At 61.8% G+C, this 26,514-nt stretch carries 29 protein-coding genes; all 29 read left to right on the forward strand.

The window, feature by feature from the left end; all coding sequences use genetic code 11:
* The 29 genes from fliH to DBO86_RS18875 all read left to right on the forward strand — a co-directional run bounded on the left by fliH (position 1) and on the right by DBO86_RS18875 (position 26,389).
* The gene (fliH, locus tag DBO86_RS18735; protein WP_108234505.1) at positions 1–801 is read left to right on the forward strand and encodes a flagellar assembly protein FliH; all 801 of its coding nucleotides are present in this window, start codon (positions 1–3) and stop codon (positions 799–801) included.
* Complete coding sequence (gene fliI / locus DBO86_RS18740) at positions 791–2,137, forward strand: flagellar protein export ATPase FliI (protein ID WP_017679162.1); 1,347 nt, start codon at positions 791–793, stop codon at positions 2,135–2,137. Before fliH ends, fliI begins: the two co-directional genes overlap by 11 nt.
* Positions 2,138–2,183: 46 nt before the next feature.
* Positions 2,184–2,633 (forward strand): flagellar export protein FliJ, encoded by a 450-nt coding sequence (gene fliJ, locus DBO86_RS18745; protein ID WP_021489636.1) that lies wholly within the window; start codon positions 2,184–2,186, stop codon positions 2,631–2,633.
* A gap of 85 nt (positions 2,634–2,718) precedes the next feature.
* Positions 2,719–3,024, forward strand: coding sequence for an STAS domain-containing protein (locus DBO86_RS18750; RefSeq protein ID WP_003460737.1), 306 nt, complete (start codon positions 2,719–2,721; stop codon positions 3,022–3,024).
* Positions 3,025–3,026: 2 nt separating this feature from the next.
* Positions 3,027–4,715, forward strand: a complete 1,689-nt coding sequence (locus DBO86_RS18755) for an ATP-binding SpoIIE family protein phosphatase (protein ID WP_108234506.1) — start codon at positions 3,027–3,029, stop codon at positions 4,713–4,715.
* 29 nt (positions 4,716–4,744) lie between these two features.
* Positions 4,745–5,098: an Hpt domain-containing protein gene (locus DBO86_RS18760; RefSeq protein WP_017679165.1), complete on the forward strand. Its 354-nt coding sequence runs from the start codon at positions 4,745–4,747 to the stop codon at positions 5,096–5,098.
* Positions 5,099–5,165: 67 nt separating this feature from the next.
* Entirely contained in the window at positions 5,166–6,392 is a 1,227-nt protein-coding gene (locus tag DBO86_RS18765) for a flagellar hook-length control protein FliK (protein WP_108234507.1), read from the forward strand.
* Between the two features lie 239 nt (positions 6,393–6,631).
* The gene (gene fliL, locus DBO86_RS18770) at positions 6,632–7,153 is read left to right on the forward strand and encodes a flagellar basal body-associated protein FliL (protein WP_108234508.1); all 522 of its coding nucleotides are present in this window, start codon (positions 6,632–6,634) and stop codon (positions 7,151–7,153) included.
* 12 nt (positions 7,154–7,165) lie between these two features.
* Positions 7,166–8,137: a flagellar motor switch protein FliM gene (fliM, locus tag DBO86_RS18775; RefSeq protein WP_108234509.1), complete on the forward strand. Its 972-nt coding sequence runs from the start codon at positions 7,166–7,168 to the stop codon at positions 8,135–8,137.
* Positions 8,138–8,207: 70 nt separating this feature from the next.
* Positions 8,208–8,678 (forward strand): flagellar motor switch protein FliN, encoded by a 471-nt coding sequence (gene fliN / locus DBO86_RS18780; RefSeq protein ID WP_108234510.1) that lies wholly within the window; start codon positions 8,208–8,210, stop codon positions 8,676–8,678.
* A 2-nt stretch (positions 8,679–8,680) separates the two neighbouring features.
* The gene (gene fliO / locus DBO86_RS18785; RefSeq protein WP_108234511.1) at positions 8,681–9,112 is read left to right on the forward strand and encodes a flagellar biosynthetic protein FliO; all 432 of its coding nucleotides are present in this window, start codon (positions 8,681–8,683) and stop codon (positions 9,110–9,112) included.
* On the forward strand, positions 9,112–9,897 hold the full coding sequence (gene fliP / locus DBO86_RS18790; RefSeq protein WP_108234512.1) for a flagellar type III secretion system pore protein FliP: 786 nt from the start codon (positions 9,112–9,114) through the stop codon (positions 9,895–9,897). Before fliO ends, fliP begins: the two co-directional genes overlap by 1 nt.
* Positions 9,898–9,908: 11 nt before the next feature.
* Positions 9,909–10,178 carry a flagellar biosynthesis protein FliQ gene (gene fliQ / locus DBO86_RS18795; protein ID WP_003460763.1) on the forward strand — a complete coding sequence of 90 codons (270 nt, stop codon included), beginning with the start codon at positions 9,909–9,911 and terminating at the stop codon, positions 10,176–10,178.
* Between the two features lie 7 nt (positions 10,179–10,185).
* Positions 10,186–10,962, forward strand: coding sequence for a flagellar biosynthetic protein FliR (gene fliR, locus DBO86_RS18800; RefSeq protein ID WP_003460764.1), 777 nt, complete (start codon positions 10,186–10,188; stop codon positions 10,960–10,962).
* 2 nt (positions 10,963–10,964) lie between these two features.
* The gene (gene flhB / locus DBO86_RS18805) at positions 10,965–12,101 is read left to right on the forward strand and encodes a flagellar biosynthesis protein FlhB (RefSeq protein ID WP_108234513.1); all 1,137 of its coding nucleotides are present in this window, start codon (positions 10,965–10,967) and stop codon (positions 12,099–12,101) included.
* An 85-nt stretch (positions 12,102–12,186) separates the two neighbouring features.
* Positions 12,187–14,334, forward strand: coding sequence for a flagellar biosynthesis protein FlhA (gene flhA, locus DBO86_RS18810; protein WP_108234514.1), 2,148 nt, complete (start codon positions 12,187–12,189; stop codon positions 14,332–14,334).
* A gap of 11 nt (positions 14,335–14,345) precedes the next feature.
* Positions 14,346–15,656: a flagellar biosynthesis GTPase FlhF gene (flhF, locus tag DBO86_RS18815; protein WP_108234515.1), complete on the forward strand. Its 1,311-nt coding sequence runs from the start codon at positions 14,346–14,348 to the stop codon at positions 15,654–15,656.
* Positions 15,657–15,746: 90 nt separating this feature from the next.
* Positions 15,747–16,577: a flagellar synthesis regulator FleN gene (fleN, locus tag DBO86_RS18820; RefSeq protein ID WP_003460771.1), complete on the forward strand. Its 831-nt coding sequence runs from the start codon at positions 15,747–15,749 to the stop codon at positions 16,575–16,577.
* Positions 16,574–17,320, forward strand: coding sequence for an RNA polymerase sigma factor FliA (gene fliA, locus DBO86_RS18825; protein WP_108234516.1), 747 nt, complete (start codon positions 16,574–16,576; stop codon positions 17,318–17,320). Before fleN ends, fliA begins: the two co-directional genes overlap by 4 nt.
* A 100-nt stretch (positions 17,321–17,420) precedes the next feature.
* Positions 17,421–17,795 carry a chemotaxis response regulator CheY gene (locus DBO86_RS18830; protein ID WP_169886842.1) on the forward strand — a complete coding sequence of 125 codons (375 nt, stop codon included), beginning with the start codon at positions 17,421–17,423 and terminating at the stop codon, positions 17,793–17,795.
* A 19-nt stretch (positions 17,796–17,814) separates the two neighbouring features.
* Positions 17,815–18,603 carry a protein phosphatase CheZ gene (locus tag DBO86_RS18835; protein ID WP_108234517.1) on the forward strand — a complete coding sequence of 263 codons (789 nt, stop codon included), beginning with the start codon at positions 17,815–17,817 and terminating at the stop codon, positions 18,601–18,603.
* A 12-nt stretch (positions 18,604–18,615) separates the two neighbouring features.
* A complete protein-coding gene (locus tag DBO86_RS18840) occupies positions 18,616–20,835 on the forward strand; it encodes a chemotaxis protein CheA (protein ID WP_108234518.1) in 2,220 nt (739 codons plus the stop codon).
* 45 nt (positions 20,836–20,880) lie between these two features.
* Positions 20,881–22,017, forward strand: a complete 1,137-nt coding sequence (locus tag DBO86_RS18845; protein ID WP_108234519.1) for a protein-glutamate methylesterase/protein-glutamine glutaminase — start codon at positions 20,881–20,883, stop codon at positions 22,015–22,017.
* A gap of 25 nt (positions 22,018–22,042) precedes the next feature.
* The gene (locus DBO86_RS18850; RefSeq protein ID WP_108234520.1) at positions 22,043–22,783 is read left to right on the forward strand and encodes a flagellar motor protein; all 741 of its coding nucleotides are present in this window, start codon (positions 22,043–22,045) and stop codon (positions 22,781–22,783) included.
* Between the two features lie 12 nt (positions 22,784–22,795).
* Complete coding sequence (gene motD, locus DBO86_RS18855; protein ID WP_108234521.1) at positions 22,796–23,605, forward strand: flagellar motor protein MotD; 810 nt, start codon at positions 22,796–22,798, stop codon at positions 23,603–23,605.
* An 82-nt stretch (positions 23,606–23,687) separates the two neighbouring features.
* Entirely contained in the window at positions 23,688–24,476 is a 789-nt protein-coding gene (locus DBO86_RS18860; protein WP_108234522.1) for a ParA family protein, read from the forward strand.
* An 86-nt stretch (positions 24,477–24,562) separates the two neighbouring features.
* Entirely contained in the window at positions 24,563–25,387 is an 825-nt protein-coding gene (locus tag DBO86_RS18865) for a CheW domain-containing protein (protein WP_108234523.1), read from the forward strand.
* Positions 25,388–25,483: 96 nt separating this feature from the next.
* Positions 25,484–25,963, forward strand: a complete 480-nt coding sequence (locus DBO86_RS18870; protein ID WP_003243242.1) for a chemotaxis protein CheW — start codon at positions 25,484–25,486, stop codon at positions 25,961–25,963.
* Between the two features lie 3 nt (positions 25,964–25,966).
* The gene (locus DBO86_RS18875) at positions 25,967–26,389 is read left to right on the forward strand and encodes a DUF2802 domain-containing protein (protein ID WP_108234524.1); all 423 of its coding nucleotides are present in this window, start codon (positions 25,967–25,969) and stop codon (positions 26,387–26,389) included.
* Positions 26,390–26,514: the final 125 nt, after the last annotated feature.

Below are 26,514 nucleotides of genomic sequence, written 5' to 3' on the forward strand. Positions count from 1 at the left end.
ATGGCTGCCAAGGAGCCTGAGAGCGAGCTGATTCGCGCCAAGGATCTCGGCACGTTCGACCGCTGGGCGTTGCCCAGCTTCGATGCGCCGGGAGAAGAACCGGAAGAAGCCGAAGCTGCTGCTGATGAACAGGTGCAGCCTTCGGCCGAGGTCGAGGCGCAGGACACAGCGCAGGTTGAAGAGGTCGCACTCGAAGATGTCAAACCGCTGACGCTCGATGAACTCGAAGCCATCCGCCAGGATGCCTACAACGAAGGCTTCGCCACCGGCGAGAAGGACGGCTTTCATGCCGGCCAGATCAAGGCCAAGCAGGAGGCCGACGCGGCCTTGGCGCTGAAGGTCGGCAGCCTGGAAAAGCTCATGACGCAGTTGCTCGATCCGATTGCCGAGCAGGACCAGCAGATGGAAGTGGCCATGGTGCGTCTGGTCAGTCATATGGTACGCGAGGTGATCCAGCGCGAACTGAGCACCGACTCCAGTCAGATTCGCCAGGTGTTGCGCGAAGCGCTCAAGCTGCTGCCGATGGGGGCGGGCAACGTGCGCATTCAGGTCAACCCCCAGGACTTCGAGGCGATCAAGGCACTGCGCGAGCGTCATGAGGAAAACTGGCGCATCCTCGAGGACGACAGCCTGCTGCCAGGTGGTTGCCGTATCGAGTCGGAGCACAGCCAGATCGACGCCAGCGTCGAGACGCGCATGGCGCAGGCACTCAAGCAATTGTTCGAGCAGCAGCGCGCGCAGAGCACTCAGCCGCCGGAAGCGGACATCAATCTGGATCTGGACCGCGACGATGCGCGTTGATCGCGTGAGCTTCGCCCGGCGCCTGGAGGGCTACAGCGATGCGATCAGCCTGCCCAGCCAGCCCATACTCGAAGGCCGCCTGCTACGTATGGTCGGCCTTACCCTGGAGGCCGAAGGGCTGCGCGCGGCCATAGGCAGCCGCTGCCTGGTCATCAACGAAGACAGCTACCATCCGGTTCAGGTCGAGGCCGAGGTGATGGGCTTCTCCGGGGGCAAGATCTACCTGATGCCGGCGGGCAGTCTGGCGGGTATTGCGCCTGGCGCGCGCGTGGTGCCGTTGCCCGATGCCGGGCGCCTGCCCATGGGCATGTCCATGCTTGGCCGAGTGCTCGACGGCACCGGTCGCGCCCTGGATGGCAAGGGCGGGATGAAGGCCGAGGACTGGGTGCCGGTGGATGGCCCGACCATCAACCCGCTCAACCGCGACCCCATCAGCCAGCCATTGGACGTCGGCATTCGCTCGATCAATGGTTTGCTCACCGTTGGCCGCGGTCAGCGTCTGGGCTTGTTCGCCGGTACCGGCGTGGGCAAGTCGGTGCTGCTGGGCATGATGACGCGTTTTACCGAGGCCGAGATCATCGTGGTCGGATTGATCGGCGAGCGTGGGCGTGAGGTCAAGGAGTTCATCGACGAGATTCTCGGCGAAGAAGGTCTCAAGCGTTCCGTGGTCGTGGCTTCGCCGGCCGACGAAGCGCCGCTGATGCGTTTGCGTGCGGCGCAGTACTGCACGCGCATCGCCGAGTACTTCCGTGACAAGGGCAAGAACGTTCTGCTGCTGATGGATTCGCTGACCCGCTATGCCCAGGCCCAGCGTGAAATCGCTCTGGCTATCGGTGAGCCACCAGCGACCAAGGGCTATCCGCCATCGGTGTTCGCCAAGTTGCCCAAGCTGGTCGAGCGTGCCGGCAATGCCGAAGCCGGCGGCGGTTCGATCACCGCGTTCTACACCGTGCTGAGTGAGGGCGATGACCAGCAGGACCCCATCGCCGATGCCGCGCGTGGCGTGCTCGACGGGCACTTTGTTTTGTCACGCCGTCTGGCAGAGGAGGGGCACTATCCCGCGATCGATATCGAATCCTCGATCAGTCGGGTCATGCCGCAAGTGGTGCCGCCCGAGCAGCTCAAGCAGGCGCAGCGATTCAAACAGTTGTGGTCGCGCTATCAACAGAGTCGCGATCTGATCAGTGTCGGTGCCTATGTTCCGGGCGGCGACGCGGATACCGATCAGGCCATCGCCCGCCAGCCGGTCATGGCTCAGTACCTGCGTCAGGGGTTGGATGAAAGTGTGGGCATGCCGCAGAGCCGTGAGCAACTGGCTGCCGTGCTGGGGCAATGATGGCGTTGATCAGGATATTTCTCGTCATCGCTGAGGTCGTGCATCGATGAGTCTCAGTCGCGCAAAGCGTCTGCAGCCGGTCGTCGAGATGGCAGAAAAGGCCGAGCGCGAGGCCGCGCGCCAGCTCGGGCATTGCCAGGGACTGGTTGGCCAGGCCGAAGCCAAGCTGGGTGAGCTGGAGCGTTTCCGTGGCGACTACCAGCAGCAGTGGATCAGCGAGGGCAGCAAGGGCGTTTCCGGCCAGTGGCTGATGAACTACCAGCGCTTTCTGTCGCAGCTGGAGACGGCGGTCGGCCAACAGCAGCAAAGTCTGGAGTGGCATCGCGCCAATCTGGAAAAGGTGCGCGCTGTTTGGCAGCAACGCTATGCGCGTCTCGAGGGGCTGCGCAAACTGGTCCAGCGCTACATTGACGAAGCCCGATTGGCCGAGGACAAGCGCGAACAGAAACTGCTCGACGAGCTGGCGCAACGCCTGATCGACCGTGGTGAACCCTGAATAGAGGTTGTTTCGTCGCCGACCAGATGCTACACCTTCAAACGTGAATTGCCCTATCTGGCAAAGTCTCGACAAAGGAGTAGACATGGCCATTACCTCGCAGCCCTCGGCCGACGGGCAAGAGCTGACCATTGTGATTCGAGGACGCTTCGACTTCGCCTCCCACCAGGAATTTCGTGACGCCTACGAGCGTGTCAACCTGACGCCCAAGCGTTATCAGGTCGACCTGCGCGACACCAGCTATCTGGATAGTTCGGCGCTGGGCATGCTGCTGTTGTTGCGTGACCATGCTGGCGGCGATTCGGCGCAGATCAGCCTGCTCAACTGCAGCAGTGACGTGCGCAAGATCCTCGCCATCTCCAACTTCGAGCAGTTGTTCAAGATCAGCTGAGCATGCCTGAGCGACTTGCCATTCTGATCGCCGAGGACAACGCGGCCGACCGCATGCTGTTGTCCACCATCGTCAGTCGTCAGGGCCACCGCGTATTGACCGCCAGCAATGGCCTGGAGGCGGTCGCCCTGTTCGAGCAGGAGCGTCCGCACCTGGTGCTGATGGATGCGCTGATGCCGGTGATGGATGGTTTTGAGGCGGCGCGGCGGATCAAGGATCAGGCCGGCGAGGCGCTGGTGCCGATCATCTTCCTCACGTCGTTGACCGAGGGCGAAGCGCTGGTGCGTTGTCTCGAGGCCGGCGGCGACGACTTTCTCGCCAAGCCCTATAACCGGGTGATACTCGAGGCCAAGATCGGGGCGATGGATCGTCTGCGCCGTCTGCACGACACGGTATTGCAACAGCGCGACCTGATCGCCCAGCACAACGAGCATCTGCTGCACGAGCAACGTGTGGCCAAGGCGGTATTCGACAAGGTGGCGCATTCCGGCTGCCTGGATGCGCCAAACATCCGTTACATGCAGTCGCCCTACGCGCTGTTCAACGGTGATTTGCTGCTGGCGGCGTACAAACCGTCTGGCGGCATGCACGTGATGCTGGGTGATTTCACCGGTCATGGTTTGCCGGCGGCTATTGGCGCGATGCCGCTGGCCGAGGTGTTCTACGGCATGACGGCCAAAGGTCATGCCCTTGCCGAGATCCTTCGCGAGATCAACGCCAAGCTCAAGCGCATCCTTCCGGTGGGCGTTTTCTGCTGCGCCACCGTGCTCAATATCAGCAGCAAGCGAGGCTTGCTCGAGGTGTGGAGTGGTGGGTTGCCAGATGGCTACCTGCTACATGGCGATGGTCGCCCGCGTCAGTCATTGGTGTCACGCCATCTGCCCCTGGGAATCCTCGAACCAGCGGCGTTCAGTGATCGCTGTGAGGTCTATCCGCTGGCGCCGGGAGATCGTATTTTTCTGCTCAGTGATGGCGTGCTCGAGGCCAGTGACCAGCAAGGGCAGCTATTCGGCGAGGCGCGCCTGCTCGAGCTTCTGGACGCCAATCGTCAACCGCAGGCATTGTTCGAGGAAATTCAGCTGGCGCTGGCGGCGTTCCGTGGCGAGCAGCAGGATGACGTCAGCATGGTTCAGGTCGGCTTGACCGAAGACGACGAGCATCCTCGCCCACTGGCCTTTGCCGACAGCGGTCAGAGCAGCGTGATGGACTGGTCGGCCAGTTTCGAGTTTCGTGCGCTGAGCCTGCGTCATTTCAACCCTTTGCCATTCTTGCTGCAGCTGCTGCTGGACGTGCGGGCGTTGCGGCCGCGTGGTGGCGAGCTGTATACCGTGCTCGCCGAGCTCTATTCCAATGCTCTGGAGCATGGGGTAATGGGGCTGGACTCCTCGCTCAAGCAGGATGCCAGTGGCTTTGCCGAGTATTATCGGGAGCGACGTCTGCGTCTGGCGTCCTTGCAGGATGGCTATGTACGATTTCATTTGCAGATGCTGCCGGAAGAAGGGGGAGGGCGACTGATCGTCCGGGTCGAGGACAGTGGTCCCGGATTCGATCCGGTCACCGTCATGGCGCTTGGTGACGAAGCCCTGTGTGGTCGCGGTCTTGCCCTGGTTCGTCAGCTCAGCGACGGTTTCCAGATTGCCCCGGTTGGCCAGGGAGTCAGCGTGGAGTTTTGCTGGTCCTCTGAGGCATAATGCGACGCTGTTGTTCAGGGAGTGACCCGGTGTCCGATATCCATCTCGACGAAGCCGTCCTGGCGGCCCTGCAGGACGTCATGGAGGACGAATACCCGATTCTGCTCGATACCTTCGTGGCCGATTCCGAGGAGCGTCTGCGTCTGCTGCATGTGGCTGCGACCGAGGGTGATGCGCAGGGCCTGCGCCTGGCTGCGCACAGCTTCAAAGGTAGCTGCAGCAACATGGGAGCGGTGCTTCTGGCCAGCTTGTGCAAGGAGCTCGAGGACGCGGGGCGGCGCGAGGCCCTGGAGCCGGCTCCGGCCCTGATCGAGCAGATCGAGCGCGAGTTCGCCATCGTCCGCATCCTGTTCAAATCCGAGCGCCAGCGCTATCGCGTCTGACGCCGTTTCACGAGTTGGCCCGCCCTTTGCTCTGATCCTGTCACGACCTATCAGACGGAGAGCGTCCATGTCCGCGTTGCCCGACCTACGCCTGCAGGCTACGCCTGAGGTGAAGAGCAAAGCGAAGCAGCCGGCCAAAGCGCCGGAACCCAGCAATAACGGTGCTTCCAGCTTTGCCGAGGTATATGCCAAGGAGCGTCAGGCCAAGCCTGGCGAGCGCGCTGGCAGTACCGACAAAACCAGCCAGGAACAAAAATCTGCGCCATCAGCAGGGGAGCCCGATGCCGCTTCAACTGCCGCCGAGCAGCCTGCGGTTGCCGCCCCCGGCAATTCCTTGCCGACGCAGGAGGGCACTGCAGAAGAGCTTGATCCGTTGCTGGCGATGGCGCTGGGCGGTATCCAGGCTCAGGTAGACGACGCTCCGCTAACCGAGGAGTCGTCGGCGCTACCGGCGCTGGTGATTACCGGCGCAGGCAGCGATGCTGCTGAGATTGCCGAGCCGGTACTGGAAGAGGAGGTGCTCGACCCGTTGGCGCTGCTCAAACAGCCGGCGGAAGAGGCAATCAAGGCCCAGGCCCCGCAGGATGCCGCGATCAAGAGCGCGCGCGTGGCGACCAGCACGGACTTCGCCGCGGCCATGGCAGCCATGGGCAAAGGCGAGGAGTCAGGCGAGAGCACTGAAGAACCGACCCTGGACCTGCCACTTGAAAGTCTGCCCAGGGACGCCCTGGAGAGTCTCAAGGACAGCGCTCAGCCCACTCGACCCGATCAGTTCGTCAGCAAGCTCAATGCCCTGACCCAGGCGCTCAACCATCAGGTCGGCGCAGCTCAGCGCATGCCGCTGGTGCCGGGGCAGCCAGTGGCCATGCACCAGGCAGGCTGGAGCGAGGCGGTAGTGGATCGGGTCATGTGGCTGTCCAGTCAGAACCTCAAGTCGGCTGAGATTCAGCTGGACCCTGCCGATCTTGGGCGTCTCGAAGTGCGGGTGAATCTGTCTCAGGATCAGGCCCAGGTGACGTTTGCCAGCCCCAATGCCGGGGTGCGTGATGCGCTGGAAGGTCAGATGCATCGCCTGCGTGAGCTGTTCGCGCAGCAAGGCATGAACCTGGCGGATGCCAACGTCTCCGATCAGTCGCTTAACCGTGGCTGGCAGGGGCAGGGCGAGGGCGGTCGCGGTGGGTCCGGCTCGCGGGATGATCTGCTGGCCAGTGACGAGTTGCAGCCTGGTGCCCATCAGGAAGTGCGCAGCGAGCGCTTGACCGCTGGCCGTGGGCTGGTCGACTACTACGCGTGAGTGGCGGTTAAGCCTGTATCGACACTGGGCAATGGCCGACGATCGGTGTTCCTCCGCTAGACTTGCATTCGCCCGGGTTGCCGAAAGGTGCTCGGGCGAATGCATTTTGGGTGACAGCAGGCAGCTGGAGCTGTTAAATCCGCGGCCCGGAGTTAGACAAGCCTGCTCATATGCTGGCATAACACTTGCTCCTAACCCTTTGAATGCGGAATGAACTCCGATAGTGACGGATTATTGGCATGGCTAAGAAAGAAGCGGCACCGGCTGTCGACGGACAACCCGCCGGCAAGAGCAAGCTCAAACTCATCATCCTGATCGTGGTGGGCCTGCTTCTGGCCGTCGGCCTTTCCGTGGGCGGCACCTGGTTCATTCTCAGCAAGGGCGACAAGAGCGAGGCGGCTGAGCCCGCAGAGGCCGCGGCACCGGCGGCTCCAGTGCGCCAGCCGGCCATCTACCAGGATCTGATGCCGGCCTTCGTGGTCAATTTCAATCACCAGAACCGTACCCGCTACCTGCAGGTCAGCATGGCCTTGATGAGTCGCGATACTGCCGGCATGGAAAAGCTCAAGGTACATATGCCGGTATTGCGTAACCGTCTGGTGATGCTGCTGTCCGGTCAGGATTTTGTCGCGCTGCAAACGCCGCTGGGCAAGGAAATGCTCCTGCAGCTGGCGCTGGCCAGCGTGCAGGAGCTGGCGCAGAAGGAAACCGGCAGCACCGTGGTCGAGCAGGTGCTGTTCACCAATTTCGTGTTGCAGTAGCGGGAGCCGAAGATGGCCGTGCAAGACCTGCTTTCCCAGGACGAGATCGATGCGCTGTTGCATGGCGTCGATGACGGCCTGGTGGAAACCGAGGACGCTGCCGAGCCGGGTAGCGTCAAGCAATATGACCTGACCAGTCAGGATCGCATCGTCCGTGGACGCATGCCGACCCTGGAGATGATCAACGAGCGTTTCGCTCGTTATACCCGTATCAGCATGTTCAACCTGCTGCGCCGCTCGGTCGACGTCGCCGTCGGTGGTGTGCAGGTGATGAAATTCGGCGAATACGTGCATTCGTTGTACGTGCCGACCAGCCTCAACCTGGTGAAGATGAAGCCGTTGCGCGGCACGGGCCTGTTCATCCTCGATGCCAAGTTGGTATTCAAGCTGGTCGACAATTTCTTTGGCGGTGACGGCCGTCACGCCAAGATCGAGGGGCGCGAGTTCACCCCCACCGAACTGCGCGTGGTGCGCATGGTGCTCGACCAGGCCTTCGTTGACCTGCGCGAAGCCTGGCACGCGGTGATGGACATCAACTTCGAATATGTCAACTCCGAGGTCAACCCGGCGCTGGCCAATATCGTCAGCCCGAGCGAGGTGGTGGTCGTGTCCACCTTCCATATCGAACTGGATGGCGGCGGCGGCGACCTGCACATCACCATGCCGTATTCGATGATCGAGCCGATCCGCGAGATGCTCGATGCTGGCTTTCAGTCCGATGTCGACGACCAGGACGAACGCTGGATCAAGGCGCTGCGTGAGGACATCCTCGACGTCAGCGTGCCGCTCGCGGCCACGGTCGCGCGCCGCCAGTTGAAGTTGCGCGACATCCTGCACATGCAGCCGGGCGATGTGATTCCGGTGGAACTGCCGGAGAACGTGGTCATGCGCGCCAACGGTGTGCCGACCTTCAAGGTCAAGCTGGGGGCGCACAAGGGCAATCTGGCCCTGCAGGTACTGGAACCAATCGATCGCCAACGCTAAGGCGCTGGCAACTCCAAAGGGCCGCTAGGCCCGAAGCGAACGAATAGCAGAAGCCAGGCGAGGAACGACGATGGCAGACGAAGAGAACACCTCCCCCGAGGAGCAGGCACTGGCCGATGAATGGGCCGCGGCGCTGGCCGAAGCAGGTGATGCAGGTCAGGACGACATCGATGCCATGCTGGCCGGTTCCGCTCAGGCGGCACAACCTGCAGCGCCGCGCGCACCGATGGAAGAGTTCGGCAGCGCGCCGTCTCCCAGCAATCTGCCGGTCACTCTGGATGGGCCCAATCTGGACGTGATCCTGGATATTCCAGTGTCCATCTCCATGGAAGTGGGCAACACCGATATCACTATCCGCAACCTGCTGCAGCTCAATCAGGGCTCGGTGATCGAGCTGGATCGTCTGGCCGGTGAGCCGCTCGACGTGCTGGTCAACGGCACGTTGATCGCCCATGGCGAAGTGGTGGTGGTCAACGAGAAGTTCGGCATTCGCCTGACTGACGTGATCAGCCCCAGCGAACGTATCAAGAAACTGCGCTGACCATGGCTCGTCTTCTCGCTCTGCTTCTGAGCATGCCCCTGATGGCCATGGCTGCCGAACCTGCCGGCAAGGCGGCGACTCCCATGGCTGGCAGCGACATAGCTGGCCAGCTGGGTCAGTTGCTGCTCGGCCTGTTGCTGGTGATCGGTTTGATCTTCCTGCTGGCCTGGCTGTTGCGTCGTGTGCAGCGGCTCGCGCCACGGGGCGGACAGGTGATCAAGTTGCTGGCCACTCAGGCGCTTGGCACGCGCGATCGTCTGGTGCTGGTGCAGGTGGGCAACGAGCAGATCCTGCTGGGATTGTCTGCCGGGCGTATCGCGCCTCTGCATGTGCTCAAGGAGCCCGTGCACCTGTCCGATGCTGAGCCCGCTACGCCGGAGTTCGCCCAGCGCCTGATGGAGCTGCTGGGCAAGGATCAGAAGGACAAATCCTGATGTTGCGTTTGTTGCTGGTAGTGCTGCTGAGCCTGGCTGCTTCACTGGCGTTCGCCGAAGATCCGCCGGGTGCCAGTTCGCTGATTCAGCAGGGCAGCAATCCATTGTCGATCCCGGCCATTACCCTGTCGACGGATGCCGAGGGGCAGCAGGAATATTCGGTCAGCCTGCAGATTTTGCTGATCATGACGGCGCTGAGCTTCATTCCGGCGTTCGTCATGCTGATGACCAGTTTCACTCGCATCATCATCGTCTTTTCCATCCTTCGTCAGGCGCTGGGCCTGCAGCAGACACCCTCGAACCAGATACTGGTTGGTCTTGCTCTGTTCCTCACCATGTTCATCATGGCGCCGATCTTCGACCGGATTAACACTGATGCCCTGCAGCCCTACCTGAACGAGGAGATCATCGCTCAGGAGGCGCTGAGCCGGGCAGAGGTGCCGATCCGCGACTTCATGCTGGCGCAGACCCGTGAGAGCGACCTGGCCCTGTTCGTGCGTCTGTCCAAGCGTACCGACCTGGCGGGCGTCGAGGATGTGCCACTGACCATCCTGGTGCCGGCCTTCGTCACCTCCGAGCTGAAGACCGCGTTCCAGATCGGCTTCATGATCTTCATCCCGTTTTTGATCATCGATATGGTGGTCGCCAGTATCCTCATGGCGATGGGGATGATGATGCTCTCGCCGCTGATCATTTCATTGCCGTTCAAGATCATGCTGTTCGTCCTGGTCGACGGCTGGGCGCTGATCATGGGCACCCTGGCCGCCAGTTTCGGCACGTTATAGCGAGGCCTCTGATGACTCCCGAAGTGGCGGTTGACCTGTTTCGCGAAGCGCTGTGGCTGATCGTGCTGATCGTCGGTCTGGCGGTCGTGCCCAGTCTGGTGGTGGGGCTCATCGTGGCCATGTTCCAGGCCGCCACGCAGATCAACGAGCAGACGCTAAGCTTCCTGCCGCGCCTGATCGTGATGCTGGTTACCCTGATCTGGGCCGGCCCCTGGCTGGTCAGTCAGCTGATGGAGTACACCCAGACGCTGATCCAGAACATTCCCTACCTGATCGGCTGAGGGTGCCATGTTGGAGTTGAGCGATGCGCAGATCAGCAGCTGGGTGGGCCAGTTTCTGCTGCCGTTGTTCCGCATCGCCGCGATGTTGATGGTCATGCCGATCATCGGCACCCAACTGGTTCCGACCCGTGTGCGCCTGTATCTGGCGCTGGCCATCACCATCGTGCTGGTGCCGGTATTGCCGCCGATGCCGCAGGTTGATGCGCTGAACTTGCGCAGCCTGTTGCTGATACTTGAACAGGTGCTGATCGGCGCCATGTTCGGCTTCATCCTGCAGTTGTTCTTCCACCTGTTTGCCGTGGCCGGGCAGATTATCGCCATGCAGATGGGCCTGGGCTTCGCCTCCATGGTGGACCCGACCAATGGCGTGTCGGTGCCGGTGCTTGGCCAGTTCATGCTGATGCTGGTGACCCTGCTGTTTCTGGCGATCAACGGTCATCTGGTGGCGTTGGAGATTCTGGCGGAGAGTTTCGTCACCTTGCCTTACGGCCAGGGTTTCATGGTCAACCATTACTGGACACTGGCGGGCAAGCTGAGTTGGGTGATCGGCGCGGGCCTGCTGTTGACCTTGCCGGCAGTGACTGCGTTGCTGGTGATCAACCTGGCATTTGGCGTGATGACGCGCGCAGCGCCACAGCTCAATATCTTTTCCATCGGTTTCCCGTTGACGCTGGCCCTGGGCCTGGTGATCTACTGGATCAGCCTTTCCGATTTCGGCAGCCTGTTCCAGGCGCTGGCCAGCGATGCTTTGCAGCAGCTGGGTGAATTCGCTCTGGTGAGGTAGCCATGGCCGAAAGCGAGAGCGGTGCCGACAAAAGCGAGGAACCCACAGGCAAGCGACTTGAAGAGTCGCGCAAGAAAGGCCAGATCGCCCGTTCCAAGGAGCTCAATACCCTGGCGGTCACCCTCACCGGCACCATGGCCCTGATTATCTTCGGTGCCTACATGGGCAACGTGCTGATGGACATCATGCGCGGCAATTTCAGCCTGCCGCGTGAGGTGTTGATGAGCGAGCGCAGCATGGCGCTTTACCTGCTGGCTTCCGGCAAGGAAACCCTGCTGGCGATGCAGCCATTCTTGATCGCCTTGCTGATCGCCTCTATCGTCGGCCCCATCGCTTTGGGCGGCTGGCTATTTTCCACGGAAGCACTGCAGCCCAAGGCCAGTCGGATGAATCCGCTGGCGGGGCTCAAACGCATGTTCTCGGTTCAGGCGCTGGTCGAGTTGCTCAAAGCGTTGGCCAAGTTCCTGGTCATCCTCGCCGTGGCGCTGGTGGTACTTTCGGTGGATCAGGACGATTTGCTGGCCATCGCCAATGAGCCCATCGAGCCGGCCATCCTGCACAGTCTGAAGGTGGTCGGCTGGAGCGCTTTTTGGCTGTCCTGTGGCCTGATCCTGATCGCCGCCGTGGATGCGCCATTCCAGCTGTGGAGTCACAAGCAGAAGCTGAAGATGACCAAGCAGGAGGTGCGCGACGAGTACAAGGACACCGAGGGCAAACCCGAGGTAAAGGGACGCATTCGTCAGTTGCAGCGTGAAATGGCTGAACGCCGCATGATGCAGGCCGTACCGCAGGCCGATGTGGTGATTACCAACCCGACGCACTTCGCCGTGGCGCTCAAGTACGACCCGGAGAAGGGAGGGGCGCCGCTGTTGCTGGCCAAGGGCGGCGACTTCCTGGCGCTGAAGATTCGTGAGATCGCCCAGGAGCACAAGGTGATGGTGTTGGAATCACCGGGGCTGGCGCGGGCCGTTTACTACTCTACCGAACTCGATCAGGAAATCCCCGCCGGTCTCTATCTGGCGGTGGCGCAGGTGCTGGCCTACGTCTATCAGCTGCGTCAGTACCAGGCCGGCAAGGGCAAGCGCCCCGGCCCGTTACCGGATTTGCCCATCCCGCCAGATCTGCGTCGTGATTCGTAACGTGCGTCTTGGGCGCTGCCCTGTCATTTATGGAACGCTTCTTGCCATTACCCCTTCAGGACGCACTTTCGCGTCAAAAGATTGAATGGTTTGGGGTAGGGACGTGGCAGTAGATCGCGCACAGCTAATCGGTGACGTACGCAGCAACCTTGCAGGTTTGCGCCACGGCAACCTGGGTATCCCCCTGCTGCTGCTGGTCATGCTCGGCATGGTCATGCTGCCGATCCCGCCGTTTCTGCTCGACACTCTGTTCACCTTCAGCATCGCGCTGTCCATCGTCGTGCTGCTGGTCAGCATCTATGCGTTGCGACCGCTGGATTTCGCCGTGTTCCCTACCATCCTGCTGGCGGCCACGTTGTTGCGTCTGGCGCTGAACGTGGCTTCGACCCGCGTGGTGCTGCTCAACGGCCACGAGGGCCACGGCGCGGCGGGGCAGGTGATCCAGGCCTTCGGTGAGGTGGTGATCGGCGGTAACTACGTGGTCGGTATCGTGGTGTTCGCCATCCTCATGATCATCAACTTCGTGGTGGTCACCAAGGGTGCCGGACGGATTTCCGAAGTGAGCGCGCGCTTCACCCTCGATGCCATGCCTGGCAAGCAGATGGCTATCGACGCCGACCTCAATGCTGGCCTGATCGATCAGAACGAAGCCAAGAAACGCCGCAGTGAAGTGGCGCAGGAGGCAGATTTCTACGGCTCGATGGACGGTGCCAGCAAGTTTGTCCGCGGCGACGCCATCGCCGGCCTGCTGATTCTGTTCATCAACCTCATCGGCGGTATCGCCATCGGCGTGCTGCAGCACGGCCTGCCGTTCGCCGAGGCGGGCAAGGTCTACACCCTGCTGACCATCGGCGACGGCCTGGTCGCACAGATTCCCTCCCTGCTGCTGTCCACCGCCGCCGCGGTGATGGTGACCCGGGTGTCCACCTCCGAGGACATGGGTGCCCAGGTCAACCGGCAGATGTTTGCTTCGCCGCGGGCGTTGGCGGTGGCGGCGGCGATCATGATTGCCATGGGTCTGGTGCCCGGCATGCCGCATTTCTCCTTTATCAGCCTGGGCCTGGTGGCCGCTGGCGCCGCCTACTGGATCGCTAACAAGCAGCGCAAGACCAAGGAAGAGGAGGTCAAGGAGGTACAGCGCCAACAGGAGCTGCTGCCGGCGCAGAAGGCGCAGGAGGTCAAGGAACTGGGCTGGGACGACGTCACCCCGGTGGACATGGTCGGTCTGGAGGTCGGCTACCGTCTGATTCCCCTGGTGGATCGCAACCAGGGCGGACAACTGCTGGCGCGAATCAAGGGCGTGCGCAAGAAGCTGTCGCAGGAAATGGGCTTTCTCATGCCCTCGGTGCATATTCGCGACAACCTCGATCTGGCGCCCAACGCCTACCGCTTGACGCTGATGGGCGTCAGCGTGGCCGAGGCCGAGGTGTATCCGGATCGCGAACTGGCGATCAACCCCGGCCAGGTGTTCGGCCCGCTCAATGGTATTGCCGCCAAGGATCCGGCGTTCGGTTTGGAGGCCGTGTGGATCGACCCCACTCAGCGCGATCAGGCGCAGTCACTGGGCTATACCGTGGTCGACGCCAGTACCGTGGTGGCCACTCACCTCAATCAGATCCTGCACAAACATGCGCATGAGCTGCTGGGGCACGAGGAAGTGCAGCAGCTGATGCAGTTGCTGGCCAAGAGCTCGCCGAAGCTGGCCGAAGAGTTGGTGCCGGGTTTGGTATCGCTGTCGACCCTGCTCAAGGTGTTGCAGGCGCTGCTGCAGGAGCAGGTGCCGGTGCGCGACATGCGCACCATCGCCGAGGCCATCGCCAGCGTCGCGCCGAAGAGTCAAGATCCCGCCGCGATGGTCGCCGCGGTGCGCGTGTCGCTGGCCCGCGCCATTGTGCAAAGCATCGTGGGACTAGAGCCGGAGCTGCCTGTGATCACCCTGGAACCAAGGTTGGAACAGATTTTGCTGAACAGTCTGCAGAAGGCCGGTCAGGGCAGCGAGGATGGCATCCTCCTCGAACCGGGCATGGCCGAGAAGCTGCAGCGTTCCCTGGTGGAAGCGGCGCAGCGCCAGGAAATGCTCGGCAAGCCGGTGATTCTACTGGTGGCCGGACCGATCCGGGCGATGTTGTCGCGCTTCGCGCGGCTGGCGGTACCCAGCATGCACGTGCTGGCCTACCAGGAAATTCCGGACAACAAGCAGGTCACCATAGTCGCTACGGTTGGCCAGAACTGAGGTAAAGGGTCATGCAGGTCAAACGCTTCTTCGCCGCCGATATGCGGACCGCCATGAAACTGGTGCGTGATGAATTGGGCGCCGATGCCGCGATCATCGGCAATCGCCGTGTCGCCGGTGGTGTCGAACTGACTGCTGCGCTGGATTATCAGGCGCCGACGCCGGTACGTCCGAACCCGGCGCTGGAAGCCGAGCTGCGCAAGACCCAGGCGCGCATCGCCAGTGCCCAGGCCGAGCTGACCACCCGTGCCGAGCAGGATGCCGGCAAGGACCGTCAATTATTCGCCAATGAATCCTTGCTGGCGCCCGAGCTGCCAGCGACTCCGGTCAAGCCGCAGCGCCCGGTCGAGGCCGTAGCGCCTGCTGCGCCGGCGGTCGATCCACGTGCGCTGGATGCCATGCGCTTCGAGCTCAACGGCCTGCGTGAGCTGATCGAAGTGCAACTGGGCTCCATCGCCTGGGGACAACTGCAGAACCGCCGCCCGCAGCAGGCCAATCTGTGGCGCCGCCTGCAGCGCATGGGGCTGTCTGCCGAGCTATCGCAGGCGCTGCTGAGCAAGGTGGCCGGTGTGGCCGAGCCACGCCAGGCCTGGCGTATGTTGCTGGCGCATCTGGCTCACGCGATCACTACGGCCAAGGTCGAGCCGCTGGAAGAGGGTGGTGTGATCGCGCTGGTTGGCCCGGCCGGCATGGGCAAGACCACCACTCTGGCCAAGCTGGCTGCGCGTTATGTGCTTAAGTACGGCGCGCAACAGGTCGCTCTGGTGAGCATGGACAGCTTTCGCATCGGCGCACAGGAGCAGCTCAAGACCCTGGGGCGCATTCTCGGCGTGTCGGTGACTCAGATCGACCCTGGTCAGTCTCTGCTGCAGGCTCTGGCGCCGCTGGCCAAGAAACGCGTGGTGCTGGTCGATACCGCTGGCCTGCCAGGCAACGATCCGGCGCTGCGTCTGCAGTTGGAGAGCCTGGCCTCGGCACGCATCAAGGCGAAGAATTATCTGGTGCTGGCCGCAACAAGTCAGAGCCAAGTGCTCAAGGCGGCCTACCATAGTTACAAGCGTTGTGGCCTTTCAGGCTGCATACTGACGAAACTGGACGAAGCCGCGAGTCTGGGTGAGGTTTTAGGTCTGGCTATAGGCCAGCAACTGCCGGTAGCCTATGTGGCAGATGGTCCGCGCATTCCGGACGATCTGCACGTGCCGCGTAGCCATCAGCTGGTCAGCCGTGCCGTGGGGCTGCAGGCTGCCGAGGAGCCGAGTGAAGAGGCCATGGCGCAGATGTTCGCCGGTCTCTACCACAACCCGGCGCAGCGCGCCGGCTGAAATAGCGACAGTGTTGCACCCTCTCGCGCAGGTGCGTGGGAGTGAACGGCCCGAGGGCCACGTCGAAGTTAGACAAGGTGTAGAAAGAACATGGGTATGCATCCCGTACAGGTGATCGCAGTGACCGGCGGCAAGGGCGGTGTCGGCAAGACCAACGTATCAGTCAATCTGTCCATGGCCCTGGCTGACCTTGGTCGTCGGGTGATGTTGATGGACGCTGACCTGGGCCTGGCCAATGTCGATGTATTACTGGGCCTGACCCCCAAACGCACCCTGGCCGATGTCATTGCCGGTGAGTGCGACCTGCGCGACGTCCTCCTGCAGGGGCCGGGCGGCATCCGTATCGTGCCGGCTGCTTCTGGCACGCAGAGCATGGTCAGCCTCACGCCGATGCAGCATGCCGGGCTGATCCAGGCCTTCAGCGACATCAGCGAGAACCTCGACGTGCTGGTGATCGACACCGCCGCCGGCATCGGTGATGCCGTGGTCAGCTTCGTCCGTGCCGCGCAGGAAATTCTCGTGGTGGTCTGCGATGAGCCGACCTCGATCACCGATGCCTATGCGTTGATCAAGCTGCTCAACCGTGACCACGGCATCAGTCGCTTCCGCGTTCTGGCCAACATGGCGCACAGCCCGCAGGAAGGCCGCAATCTCTTTGCTAAGCTGACCAAGGTGACGGATCGCTTCCTCGATGTCGCCCTGCAGTATGTTGGCGCCGTGCCCTACGATGAGTGTGTGCGCAAGGCCGTGCAGAAGCAGCGCGCCGTCTATGAAGCCTTCCCTCGATCCAAGTGCGCTCTGGCGTTCAAGGCGATCGCTCAGAAGGTCGACACCTGGCCGTTGCCGGCCAATCCCCGTGGCCATCTGGAGTTTTTCGTCGAGCGTCTGGTGCAACAACCGACTGCAGACTCGGCCATATGACAGCAGCTTCTGGACTTCGCATGTACAACAAGGCTCAGGCGCAGGACTCCCAGCACCAGTTGATCGAGCGCTATGCACCGCTGGTCAAGCGCATTGCCTTCCACCTGCTGGCTCGTCTGCCGGCCAGCGTGCAGGTTGATGATCTTATCCAGGCCGGCATGATCGGCCTGCTCGAAGCCTCGCGCAAATACGATTCCAGCAAGGGTGCCAGTTTCGAGACCTTCGCCGGTATCCGTATTCGCGGCTCCATGCTCGACGAGGTGCGCAAGGGTGATTGGGCGCCGCGTTCGGTGCACCGCAACAGCCGTATGGTCAGCGATGCGATTCGTGTCGTTGAGGCAAGAACCGGGCGGGACGCTAAAGATCACGAGGTTGCGGCCGAACTCCAATTGAGTCTGGAAGATTACTACGGCATTCTTGGCGACACTTTGGGCAGCCGCCTGTTTAGTTTCGACGACCTGTTGCAGGACGGCGAGCATGGCGGGTTGCACGAAGACGCCGGACACACTCACCTCGAACCTTCGCGGAACCTCGAAGACGAACGCTTCCAGGCGGCCTTGGCCGATGCCATCGCCGGTTTGCCGGAGCGCGAACGTCTGGTGCTGGCGCTGTATTACGATGAAGAACTGAACTTGAAGGAAATCGGTGAAGTGCTGGGGGTTAGCGAGTCACGCGTGAGCCAGTTGCACAGCCAGTGCGCGGCGCGTTTGCGCTCGCGGCTGAGTGAATGGCGCGCTGGCTGAACGCGGCGTACTCGCAGGCGCAAAACGGTTTCACGATTAAAGGGCGTAGTTGCAAGCGCAATACGTTTGGGACTGTACGGAGGTCGACTTGGACAAGAACATGAAAATCCTCATCGTTGACGATTTCTCGACGATGCGACGGATCATCAAGAACCTCTTGCGGGACTTGGGTTTCACTAACACCGCGGAAGCCGATGACGGCACCTCGGCGCTGCCGATGCTGCAAAGCGGCAGTTTCGACTTTCTGGTGACCGACTGGAACATGCCCGGCATGACCGGCATCGACCTGCTGCGTGCGGTACGTGCCGACGATCGCCTCAAGCACCTGCCGGTGCTGATGGTGACTGCCGAAGCCAAGCGCGATCAGATCATCGAGGCGGCCCAGGCCGGTGTGAATGGCTACGTGGTCAAGCCCTTCACCGCTCAGGTGTTGAAGGAAAAGATCGAGAAGATCTTCGAGCGGGTCAACGGCTGATGTCAGCCGCGAGGGTGCTATGGAACATGATGACTCCACGCTGGGTGACCTCGAGTCGACCCTGAAAAGCAATGCCCGCGATCTGGTCGATAGCCTTGAGCAAGGTAATTTCGGCGCTGCGGTGCAACTGATCAACGAGCTGAACAAGGTCCGCGATCGCGGGCTGTATCACGAGGTCGGCAAACTGACCCGTGAACTGCACAACGCCATTGTCAATTTTCAGCTCGATCCGCGTATGCCGCATGCCCAGGAACTGTCGCAGATCGCCGACGCTACCGAACGCCTGAACTACGTCGTGACCATGACCGAAAAGGCTGCCAACCGGACCATGGATCTGGTGGAGCAGAGCGCGCCGCTGGTCAACGACCTGAGCGATGAAGCGCAAAGCCTGAGCGTCGAGTGGGGTCGTTTCATGCGCCGCGAAATCGGTGCCGATGGCTTTCGTGAGCTGGCCAAGCGTGTCGAGCTGTTCCTCGCCCGTAGCGAGCGAGATGGCGCCAAGCTCTCCGGTCATCTCAACGACATTCTGTTGGCGCAGGACTACCAGGACCTCACCGGCCAGGTGATCAAGCGTGTCACCCAACTGGTGACCGAAGTGGAAAGCAACCTGCTCAAGCTGATGCTCATGGCCAGCCAGGTCGACCGTTTTGCCGGTATTCAGCACGACTACGCAGCGCTGCGTACCGAACAGGGAAAATCAAAAGAGCCATCGCAGGGTGAAGGTCCGCAGATTCATGCCGATAAGCGTGATGACGTTGCCTCCAACCAAGACGATGTCGACGACCTGCTGTCCAGCCTAGGGTTCTAAGGAGCACACAATATGAGCTTCGGCGCCGATGAAGAGATCCTCCAGGATTTCCTGGTAGAGGCCGGCGAGATTCTCGAACAGTTGTCCGAACAGTTAGTCGAGCTGGAAAGCCGACCGGACGACATGAACCTGCTCAATGCCATCTTCCGCGGTTTTCATACCGTCAAGGGTGGAGCGGGTTTCCTCCAACTCAACGAGTTGGTGGAGTGCTGCCATATCGCCGAAAACGTCTTCGACATCCTGCGCAAGGGTGAGCGTCGCGTCGAGTCGGAGTTGATGGATGTGGTGCTCGAGGCTCTTGATGCTATCAATGGCATGTTCGGCGAGGTGCGTGAGCGCCGCGAGCCGACGCCCGCGTCGCCTGAACTTCTGGCGGCATTGGCACGCCTGGCCGAACCGGGCGGCGCCGAAGCGGCTCCTGCGCCGGTGCAGCAGGCCGAGCCGGAACCCGTGCCGGTGTCTCAGCCAGCTACGCCGTCCGCTGCCGCGGGCGACATCACCGACAGCGAATTCGAGCAACTGCTCGATGCCCTGGGTGACGCGCCGGCTGCCGCCCCGAGTGCACAGACCAGTGCCAGCGATGAGATCACCGATGACGAGTTCGAGTCGCTGCTCGATCAGTTGCACGGCAAAGGGCAGTTCGCCGGTACGGTCGAAACGCCTGCCGCTGCGGTAGTTGCTTCTGCGCCTGCTGGCGCAGCGGCAGGTGATGAGATCACCGATGACGAGTTCGAAGCGCTGCTCGATCAACTGCATGGCAAAGGCCAGTTCTCGGCCACCGCCGAAGCTGCTGCTCCGGTTGCAGCCGTTGCTGCAGCGCCCGCTCCGGCGGGTGATGAGATCACCGATGACGAGTTCGAGGCGCTGCTCGATCAATTGCACGGCAAGGGCAAATTCGTGCCGCCCGCTGAGCCGGCGCCAGCGCCTGCCGCCGCGGCCAAACCTGCAGCAGTGCCCAAGGCCGCCGCGCCTGCCAAGCCCGCAGCAGCCAAACCTGAGCCTGCTGCTGCTCGTGCTTCTGCCGCGCCCGCGCCGGCTGCTGACAAGGCGCCGGCCGCGAGCGAAGCGGAAACCACCGTACGGGTCGACACCGCGCGCCTCGACGAGATCATGAACATGGTCGGCGAACTGGTGCTGGTGCGTAACCGTCTGGTACGCCTGGGCCTCAACAGCGGCGACGAGGCGATGTCCAAGGCGGTGTCGAACCTCGACGTGGTGACTGCGGATCTGCAGACCTCGGTGATGAAAACCCGCATGCAGCCGATCAAGAAGGTCTTCGGCCGCTTTCCGCGCCTGGTGCGCGATCTGGCGCGCAACCTGAAGAAGGAAATCAACCTCGAGCTGGTGGGCGAGGAAACCGACCTCGACAAGAACCTGGTCGAGGCGCTGGCCGACCCGCTGGTGCACTTGGTGCGCAACGCTGTCGACCACGGCGTGGAAACCCCGGAAGAACGTGAGAAGAGTGGCAAGGCTCGTGCTGGGCGCGTGGTGCTGTCCGCCGAGCAGGAAGGCGATCACATTCTGTTGTCGATCACCGATGACGGCAAGGGTATGGACGCCGACGTGCTGCGAGCGAAGGCTGTGGAGAAGGGCCTGCTGGACAAGGACGCGGCCGATCGCCTCAACGAGTTCGAATGCTACAACCTGATCTTCGCCCCGGGCTTCTCGACCAAGACCGAGATCTCCGACGTGTCCGGCCGTGGTGTCGGCATGGACGTGGTGAAGACCAAGATTTCCCAGCTCAACGGCACGGTCAACGTGTTCTCGCAGAAGGGCCAGGGTTCGAAGATCGTCATCAAGGTGCCGCTGACCCTGGCGATCATGCCGACGCTGATGGTGATGCTGGATAATCAGGCCTTCGCCTTCCCGCTGGTCAACGTCAACGAGATCTTCCATCTCGACCTGTCGCGTACCAACGTGGTCGACGGCCAGGAAGTGGTGATCGTGCGCGACAAGGCGCTGCCGCTGTTCTACCTCAAGCGCTGGCTGGTACCACAGGCCTACCATGAAGGTCAGCGCGAAGGCCATGTGGTGATTCTCACCGTTGGCAGCCAACGCATCGGCTTTGTCGTCGATCAATTGGTCGGCCAGGAAGAAGTGGTAATCAAGCCACTGGGCAAGATGCTGCAAGGCACGCCCGGAATGTCCGGCGCCACGATCACGGGCGACGGACGCATTGCATTGATTCTCGACGTACCGAGCATGCTCAAGCGCTACGCTCGACGGTTCTGATGTTTCGCGGCGTGGACCCGAGGTCCACGCCGTCTAGGAGTGTGTATGGCTGTTAAAGTTCTGGTGGTGGACGACTCCGGCTTCTTCCGCCGGCGTGTCTCGGAAATCCTGTCTGCTGACCCCAGCATTCAGGTCGTGGGCACGGCTACCAACGGGCGGGAAGCCATCGATCAGGCGCTGGCGCTCAAGCCGGACGTGATCACCATGGATTACGAGATGCCGATGATGGACGGCATCACCGCAGTTCGAAACATCATGCAGCGCTGCCCGACGCCGGTACTGATGTTCTCCTCGCTGACTCATGAAGGGGCTCGTGTCACGCTCGATGCCCTGGATGCCGGCGCGGTGGATTTTCTGCCGAAGAACTTCGAAGACATCTCGCGCAACCCTGAGAAGGTCAAGCAGATGCTCTGCGAGAAGGTGCACAGCATCGCACGCAGCAACCGTCGTTTCAGCTCGGCTGCAGTGGCGCCGGCGCCGACTGTGGCCAGCCCGAATGCGGCGCCGATTAGCCGTCCTGCTGTCTCGACACGACCTGCTGCACCGGCTCCCGCTGTTCCTGCGCGTCCGGCAGCATCGGCCGGTGGCGCCGGCCCTACGTCATCCGCGCCCAAGCGCAAGGCTTACAAGCTGGTTGCCATCGGCACCTCGACCGGTGGCCCGGTGGCTCTGCAGCGTGTGCTGACCCAGCTACCGGCGAATTTTCCAGCGCCCATCGTACTCATCCAGCATATGCCTGCCGCCTTCACCAAGGCCTTTGCCGAGCGCCTGGACAAGCTGTGCCGCATTCAGGTCAAGGAAGCCGAAGACGGCGATATTCTGCGGCCCGGTCTGGCGCTGCTGGCACCTGGCGGCAAGCAGATGATGGTCGATGCGCGCGGTGCGGTGAAAATCCTCCCGGGTGACGAGCGTCTCAACTACAAACCCTGTGTCGATATCACCTTTGGCTCGGCAGCCAAGTCCTATGGTGACAAGGTACTGGCCGTGGTACTCACCGGTATGGGCGCCGATGGCCGCGAGGGTGCGCGTCTGCTCAAGCAGGGCGGGAGCCAGGTATGGGCGCAGGATGAGGCCAGTTGCGTGATCTATGGCATGCCCATGGCGGTGGTCAAGGCCAATCTGACCGATGCCGTCTACAGCCTCGATGACATTGGCCGGCATCTGACCGAGGCCTGCCAGTGAACAGTGTTGATGCGGAAACCTGCGCATGGATGTACTGAGCCTTATTGGCGTCATCCTGGCGTTCGTTGCCATTCTGGGCGGCAATTATCTTGAGGGTGGGCATGCTGGTGCCTTGCTCAATGGCCCGGCCGCGCTGATCGTCATCGGTGGTACCTTGGGTGCAGCGTTTCTGCAGGCGCCCGTGCAGGTATTCAAACGGGCCATGGGGATCCTGCGCTGGATTTTCTTTCCGCCGCGTATCGATCTGCCTGGTGGTATCAATCGTGTGGTTGGCTGGAGCATGGTGGCGCGCAAGGAAGGCCTGCTGGGGCTTGAAGCGGTCGCCGATGCCGAGCCTGATCCCTATGCGCGCAAGGGGCTGCAGTTGCTGGTCGACGGCGCCGAGCCGGAATCCATTCGCAGCATTCTCGAAGTCGACCTCTATACCCAGGAAGCGCGTGATATCCAGGCTGCCAAGGTATTCGAAAGCATGGGCGGCTACGCGCCGACCATCGGCATCATTGGTGCGGTAATGGGGTTGATTCATGTGATGGGCAATCTGGCCGACCCGAGCATGCTCGGCAGTGGCATTGCCGTGGCGTTCGTTGCCACCATTTATGGTGTGGGGTTCGCCAACCTGCTGCTGTTGCCTGCGGGCAACAAGCTCAAGGCCATTGCCATGCGTCAGTCGCGCTACCGTGAGATGCTGCTCGAAGGCATCCTGTCCATTGCCGAGGGAGAGAATCCACGCTCCATCGAACTGAAGCTGCAAGGCTTCATGGACTGATGGAGGGATGGCATGGCACGCAGGCGGCATCATGAAGAGCACGAGAATCACGAGCGTTGGCTGGTGTCCTACGCTGACTTCATCACCCTGTTGTTCGCCTTCTTCGTGGTGATGTACTCGATTTCCTCGATCAATGAAGGCAAGTACAAGGTTCTTTCCGATTCGCTGACGGGCGTGTTCAACCAGCCGGATCGTTCGATCAAGCCAATTCCGGTTGGTGAGGAGCGGCCGCGTACCAGCCAGCCTGATGATAGCGCCATGGACGATCCCAGTTCGGACTCGACCCTGCAGAGTATTGCCTCCAGCGTGCGTGAGGCCTTTGGTGAGTTGATCCAGGCCGATCAGCTGACCGTGCGCGGCAACGAGATGTGGATCGAGATCGAACTCAGTTCCAGCTTGCTGTTTCCCAGCGGTGATGCCATTCCGAACAACCAGGCGTTCGATATCATCGAAAAGGTGGCCAAGATTCTGGCGCCTTATCAAAACCCGGTTAAGGTCGAGGGCTTCACTGACAACCTGCCGATTCAGACGGCTCAATATCCAACCAACTGGGAGTTGTCGGCTGCGCGGGCGGCGAGCATCGTACGCATGCTGGCGATGGATGGTGTCGACCCTTCGCGTCTTGCCGCTGTCGGCTATGGTGAGTTCCAGCCGGTAGCCGACAACGCCACGGCCGAGGGCCGGGCGCGGAATCGCCGAGTCGTGCTGGTGATTTCACGCAACCTTGAAACGCGCCGCAGTGATGGACCTGCCGCGACTCAGCAAAGCGGGGCTGGCACGCAACCTGCACCGCCGTCTGCGTCGGGGGTTCCACAGTCGTGAAGCCGTCAAATTCCAGTCGCTTGCTCCGTGCCAGTGACGCCATTCTCGGCCTGAGCGCCTCTTGCCGGGAGGATAAGAGAACATGAAAGTCTGGGCAGTAGCCAATCAGAAGGGAGGGGTCGGCAAGACCACCACCTCCATTGCCCTGGCAGGCCTGTTGGCCGATGCCGGCAAGCGTGTAGTCGTGGTCGATCTCGATCCGCATGGGTCGATGACCAGTTATTTCGGCCATGATCCCGACACGCTGGAGCACAGTTGCTTCGACCTGTTCCTGCACCAGGGCAACGTGCCGCAAGGCCTGCCCAAGCAGCTGTTGCACAGCACCAGTCACGAGAATATCTCGCTGCTGCCATCGAGCACCGCGCTGGCCACCCTGGAGCGTCAGTCGCCGGGGCAGAGTGGTCTGGGCCTGGTGATCGCCAAGAGCCTGGCGCAGCTGTGGGAGGATTTCGATCACGCCATCATCGACAGCCCGCCATTGCTTGGCGTGCTGATGGTCAACGCCCTGGCCGCCAGCCAGCAACTGGTGATTCCGGTGCAGACCGAGTTTCTTGCGGTCAAAGGCCTGGAGCGAATGATCACGACACTGGCGATGATCAACCGATCGCGTAAGCAGGCCTTGCCCTATACCATCGTGCCGACGCTGTTCGACCGGCGAACCCAGGCCTCCATGAGCACCCTGCGGGTGCTGCGCAATACTTATCCCGATCATCTGTGGCCGGCCTACATTCCGGTGGATACGCGCTTGCGTGATGCCAGCCGGGCAGGGCGCACGCCTTCGCAGTTCGATGCGGGCAGTCGTGGCGTGATCGCCTATCGGGCACTGCTCAAGCATCTGCTCAGCCAACAGAATGCAGCGCAGGTGGCCTGAGATGAGCGTCTATGTCGACTGGCTCGTCTCAAGTCTGGGCATGCTGCGGCCGATATGCTGTCAAGCTCTTATCCCGGGTTTCCGTCATGAGTCGTGATCTCGCCACTGCCACACGTTCACAGCTGGCTCTGCAGTCCTATCTCGATGGCCTGCTGCAGGAGGCTGCTGCCGAACTGGAGATGTCTGTCAGCCTCGATGAGTTCGAAGCTGCGGTGCTCGAGGGGCAGGTGCGCGATGCCCGGCTGGTCGAGGCGATAGCGCCTGCTGTTGCGCCCGTTATGCGTGCAGCGGTGGTCGAGCCTCCGGTTGAGGTCGCCACCGTGCCGGTAGAGTTGCCTGCGCCCGTATTGGCGCCGGCCATCGAAGACTCGCCGCCAGCGGTCGCCACCCTTGCCGGGCAGGCCCCGCAACCGGCTGCCTTGCAGGCTGATGGTCGTCCGGCCTGGGCTGAGGAACCCTTCGAGTGTCTGCTGTTCGATGTAGCGGGACTGACGCTGGCCGTGCCGCTGATTTGCCTGGGCTCGATCTACCCGCTCGAAGGCCAGGAGCTGACGCCGCTGTTCGGTCAGCCGGAGTGGTTTCTCGGTATTCTGCCCAGCCAGTCCGGTAACCTGAAGGTGCTGGATACGGCGCGTTGGGTGATGCCGGATCGTTACCGTGATGACTTCCGTGAAGGGCTGCAATACGTGATTTCGGTGCAGGGCTACGAGTGGGGGCTGGCGGTGCATCAGGTCAGCCGCTCGATTCGTCTGGATCCGGACGAGGTCAAGTGGCGCAGCCAGCGCAGCCAGCGACCCTGGCTGGCCGGTACGGTGATCGAGCATATGTGTGCCTTGCTCGATGTGGCGGCGCTGGCCGAGCTGATTGCCAGCGGCGCGGCGAAACGCCTGCATGGCGGAAAAGTGCATTGAGAATTGGTGGGTTCGTGCCAACGGGCTCTATAGTTGATGAAAAGCGGGTCGACCCGCACATGCCGCGCTGAGCGGTTTTTGATGAGGCTAGGGGACATGAAGAAAAGTTCTGCACAAGGCGCCGAAGATCCGATTCTGCAGTGGGTGACCTTTCGCCTGGACAATGAGACCTACGGCATCAACGTGATGCAGGTTCAGGAAGTCCTGCGCTATACCGAGATTGCCCCTGTGCCGGGCGCGCCGAGCTATGTGCTGGGTATCATCAACCTGCGCGGCAACGTGGTCACCGTGATCGATACCCGCCAGCGTTTCGGTCTGGGTTCGGCGCCGGTGACCGACAACACCCGTATCGTCATCATCGAGGCGGACAAGCAGGTGGTCGGCATTCTGGTCGATAGCGTGGCCGAAGTGGTTTACCTGCGTCAGTCCGAGATCGAGACGGCACCGAACGTCGGTAACGACGAGTCGGCCAAGTTCATCCAGGGCGTCTGCAACAAGAACGGCGAGCTGCTGATTCTGGTCGAACTGGACAAGATGATGTCCGAAGAAGAGTGGTCGGAGCTGGAGAGCATCTGAGCCATGTCCGAGTTTGCCATGCTGGCTGCGGCCCTTGCCTTCGTGGCGCTGCTCTGCGTGGCATTGGGCATCGTCTGCCATGGCCTGCAGCGCAACCAGCAGCGTCTGCTGGCTGAGCAGGCCAAGCTTGATGCCGTACGCGATGCTCGGATCAAGGAGCTGGGTAAGCGGCTGGATGCCTACCTGACCGGCAGCATTCGTATGGGCGAAGAGTTGCACGAGTTGCGGCGTGTGGTGGCGCCGCTGCCGGACAAGGTCAGCCAGATCGAGCAGCGCGACCCCAGTAGCCTGTCCTTCACGCAGGCCGCACGCCTGGTGGGCATGGGCGCCAGCGTCGAAGATCTGACCCAGTCCTGTGGGTTGAGCAAGGCCGAGGCCGAGCTGATCAGTCGCCTGCACAAGCCCAAGGCCGGTCAGGCGCAATAGCAGGCTGTTGAAAAACTATCTGCGTTGCCACTGCTGCGTTAAAAACAGGCTCGTGCGCGAGTCCGTATGCGCTCCATAGACCCCATCTTCAACTGACCTCTCCGTATCCCGGATGCTGGGCTCCC

The organism is Ectopseudomonas oleovorans (assembly GCF_003052605.1).
Lineage (GTDB): Bacteria > Pseudomonadota > Gammaproteobacteria > Pseudomonadales > Pseudomonadaceae > Aquipseudomonas > Aquipseudomonas oleovorans_A.